The sequence below is a fragment of the Chitinivibrionales bacterium genome (assembly GCA_014728215.1).
In the GTDB taxonomy this organism is placed as follows: Bacteria; Fibrobacterota; Chitinivibrionia; order Chitinivibrionales; family WJKA01; genus WJKA01.
This window is the reverse complement of the sequence record WJLZ01000108.1, coordinates 1-3,625: the sequence shown is the minus strand read 5'-3', so window position 1 is coordinate 3,625 and position 3,625 is coordinate 1. Positions and strand designations below refer to the sequence as shown.

Sequence of the window (3,625 nt, the reverse complement as noted above, 5' to 3'; positions counted from 1 at the left end):
GTGTATCAGACAATAAAAGAGCCACTGGACATTCACCTTTCGCTTAGTCCGCAATGTAAAACGATGCATGCCTTTGGCCCACCGGATATTGCCGAAAACAGGTTCTACAACAGACATCCGCTTACTATATATCTTGCGGCCATACTCAGTATCAATCTTATTCCGCATTCTCTCAGTAAATACATTGCAGCCATCAGAACGCCTGAATAAGCTCCGGGGTCTTCGGTGTTTATGATCTATACATTTCATGCGTGCAGAACAAGAACCGCAAATGCGCTGTTTTGCATTGTATTTGTAATAAGTAATTCCATTCGTGGATAAATCAGAATTCGACTTTGTCAGCTTGTGCCCCTCAGGGCAGATGAAATAATCACCCTCACTAATATAGGCAAAATCTTCTTTGGTATAGGTCTGTGCCCCCCATGTATTCTTCTCTTTATGCCGCGGCGCTGTCGAGAAGCGGGGATCACGCTTCCTGAAATTACTGTCAGGAACGTATCCGTCAATGCCTTCGGCCTCAAGATATTCAAGATTATCAGTCGAATGAAAACCGGTATCCGCTGTGACAACTGCACCTTCAAAACAATTATCACTAACTCCTATACCTTCGAATGCCTCCTTTGTTCCTTCTATGGCAGGCTTAAGTAAATTTGTATCATGTCCCTGTCCGAACGCTTCCGCATTTACAATTACCTGATGCTTTGAATCAACAACAGCCATCCCGTTGTACCCCTGAATAACACCATGTGATGTTTTCATCTTGGCACTCTCATTGTCGGTAACATTACTCTGCTTGGTACGGCGGCGAGAACTTACTTTATCCTCATTATTCTCAAGCCAGTTGTCTAATTTCTCAACCTTCTTGCGAGCACGGTCAAGACGCTTTTTGAATTCCTCATCATCAGAAATATTATCAATATCTTCCGTATCACGATTGCGATGTTGCCGGACCATGCAATCCAAAGCCGCTTCCAATTTCTCCTTCTTCTTTCGCAAATCCTCTTTCGTTCCGCTCCACTCCTTTGAGGCATTCGATGGAAGCTTTACGCCGTCAATGGCGAACATACAGCCGTCGATAAGATCTAATTCCATGCATATCTGCAAAACATGTCGGAATATTGCAATTATTTCTTCCTGCATCGAGGACACAAAGTTTGCGATTGTGGTAAAATGAGGTCGACTGTCCGCAGATAATGCCATAAATACAACATTTTCATTGCAAAGCTGTGCAATTCTGCGGGAATAAATAATCCCTTTGGAATATGCAAAAAGAATAATTTTTAACAGTATCCGTGGATCATATGCCGGTGCTCCGGTTTCATCATTCCGGTATCGATCATCGAAAATGGACATGTCCAGGGAATTGATAACATCACTCAGCGTATGCTCAAATGTCCCGGGAAGAACCTGCCGATCATACGATATTGCCACCATCTTTGTCTGCTCGTATGAATAATCCTTATAGCGTGCCATAGTTCCACCTTTCCTTATACATTATAATAATATAAGGAAAAATGATAATGTTTACACTAGTAAATTATGAAAATTGGACTTTTTCTACAGTCTCGTTGTGTGAGCCGTTAGGCCTTGAGTTAGGGCTGGTATTAAAATAAAAACAAATTCCAAATTAAATATTTTATTCGTTCACTTCTTTCATCCCGAAACAGGACGGAGAGGGCTGATATTTTACGAAATCCATCAGAACCAATAAGTCTTGAATATTTTATCCCAAGATTGCTTTCTTGGATTAGCTGCACCATTGCCGTATATAAGCAATAAAGGTTTCCTTTTATTGTCATCTGCTATTGGACTTATTTTCTTCTTAATATCCGCAAGATTTTTTGCAAAGTATTTACTGTTTGCTTTTGGATAATAATAGGTCAATAGCAACCGAAAACGGCAATCAACAGAAAACAGCTTCCAAGCACTATACTCTATACGGGAGAAATAATTCTCAATTTCTATTGCGATTATGGGAGGTTTCCAGCAGCAATCATCATAAGCGATTACATCAATATTGAAATATTCATACCTACCATATTTATCTGCATGACCTTTTCTTGCTGCTTCTAATTTGAAATCGTCTTGCAATATTCGTGCGAATATCTCAGAAGCATATGCTGTCCAAGGTTCAAGATTATTCCTATTCCAACAAATTTGAGACAAATTATCTGTATTTAATGTATTTAGAAAACGCTGAAAGATATTGATAAATATGATTTTTTGATTTTTCATGTATAGCACATATTGTTTTTTGGGGATAGAGTTTGATAATAACTCTACCCCCAAAACGATTATGGTTTGTCCTTATCAGTTACTTTCTTGCAAACTTTACACATTCCACGTCCAGAACCACCCAAGCATTTCTGGCATCCTAGTGTGCCACAATTTCGGCACCTTACCATTATTCCACTTTTACTACCACAATTCTTACATGGATTGCTTATGCTCCAACTACCCAATATAATCACCCCCTTTCACTTTTTCTTATCAAGAATACTATTAACAATTCCGGCAATGACAAAAAATAGAATAAGACCTATTGTAATTTGAAATATTGTACCAAAAAGAGCAAGCAATGCGTTTGTCTGTTTTCTGTTTTCATTATATAGCTGGAGGATTGCAATAGCACCGACACCCATTCCAAAGATAAAAATCGATTTCATAATAATGCTTGCATCGTCAACCGCCCAGAATAATAAAAGAAAAAATAATCCCAAGAAAGAAAGACTTCCTCTCAATAAAATGTCTGAAATATCGTCAAAGAAACTATGATGATACGATTTGTTTGCGATAACTTCAACGGCATAAGCAAAACCAGCTATACCCAATAACGGAAAAATGATATAAATAAACAGTTCTTCCATAATTTATTTTTCTTTTAATAAAATTAGACAAACAGAAAGTATGTCTTGTTTTGAAATATCAATCACGTCTGCAAGTTTAAATATAGTTACCATTTCTTCATTGCCAAAGTCATCATCAGCAAGGGCAATCTTAATAAATGAAATTAGCAAATGCATTTTCTTCTCATTCGGTTCTTTTTCTAAACACTGCTTAACAATTTCATAGCAATGGTCTAATCCTTTTGTTGAAATATCATTTATTGTTTCCTTCATTATTTCTACAAGTGATTCATTGTCAAGTGCAGTCAATTTCAAGTTGCTGTTAATATTGAAAACTGTTACTAATTCTTGCTCCTCCAAATTGCCATCGGCGGCCACTAAAAGTGCCCAAGAATAAGCAACTCCTCTATCTACGTTTTGTGTTTCCATTTTATCCTCCTCATGAGCTTATAAGCCGTATGTTTTATCTGACCTGGTTTCTTGAGCGTTTGCTGGTCTTTTTTCGTACAGGTTTTCAGAAGTTTGTTTGATATGGTTTCCTCCTCCTTTCTTTATTTCACCGGTACCATGGATGGTGCGGTTCCTAGAACGAGTAAAATATTTTCCTTTCTTCCTGTTTATACCAGCCCTAATTTCACACAACGTTCCCGGCTTACCAGAAGTTGCCCGGAGTTTACGCAGGGCAATTTGGGCCGTAGCGAAGCGGAGCCTGGTAAGCCGTGTTGTGTGTAGTTTCTGTGGCAATTCCGTCTTTTATCCCCCCCCCAAAAAAAATCAGT

At 38.4% G+C, this 3,625-nt stretch carries 4 protein-coding genes; all 4 read right to left on the bottom strand.

The genetic code is table 11. The annotated features are described in order from the left end of the window. On the bottom strand, positions 1–1,473 hold a 1,473-nt coding region (locus tag GF401_08140; protein MBD3345016.1), incomplete at its 3' end, for an IS1182 family transposase. A 225-nt stretch (positions 1,474–1,698) separates the two neighbouring features. After that, on the bottom strand, positions 1,699–2,235 hold the full coding sequence (locus GF401_08135; GenBank protein MBD3345015.1) for a hypothetical protein: 537 nt from the start codon (positions 2,233–2,235) through the stop codon (positions 1,699–1,701). 242 nt (positions 2,236–2,477) lie between these two features. After that, positions 2,478–2,867, bottom strand: a complete 390-nt coding sequence (locus GF401_08130; protein MBD3345014.1) for a hypothetical protein — start codon at positions 2,865–2,867, stop codon at positions 2,478–2,480. Positions 2,868–2,870: 3 nt separating this feature from the next. Beyond that, on the bottom strand, positions 2,871–3,275 hold the full coding sequence (locus GF401_08125; protein ID MBD3345013.1) for a hypothetical protein: 405 nt from the start codon (positions 3,273–3,275) through the stop codon (positions 2,871–2,873). Positions 3,276–3,625: the final 350 nt, after the last annotated feature.

Bases quoted from the DNA above. Each gene is read 5' to 3' on its own strand.
- GF401_08135 (MBD3345015.1), bottom strand. From the start codon at position 2,235: ATGAAAAATCAAAAAATCATATTTATCAATATCTTTCAGCGTTTTCTA.
- GF401_08130 (MBD3345014.1), bottom strand. From the start codon at position 2,867: ATGGAAGAACTGTTTATTTATATCATTTTTCCGTTATTGGGTATAGCT.
- GF401_08125 (MBD3345013.1), bottom strand. From the start codon at position 3,275: ATGGAAACACAAAACGTAGATAGAGGAGTTGCTTATTCTTGGGCACTT.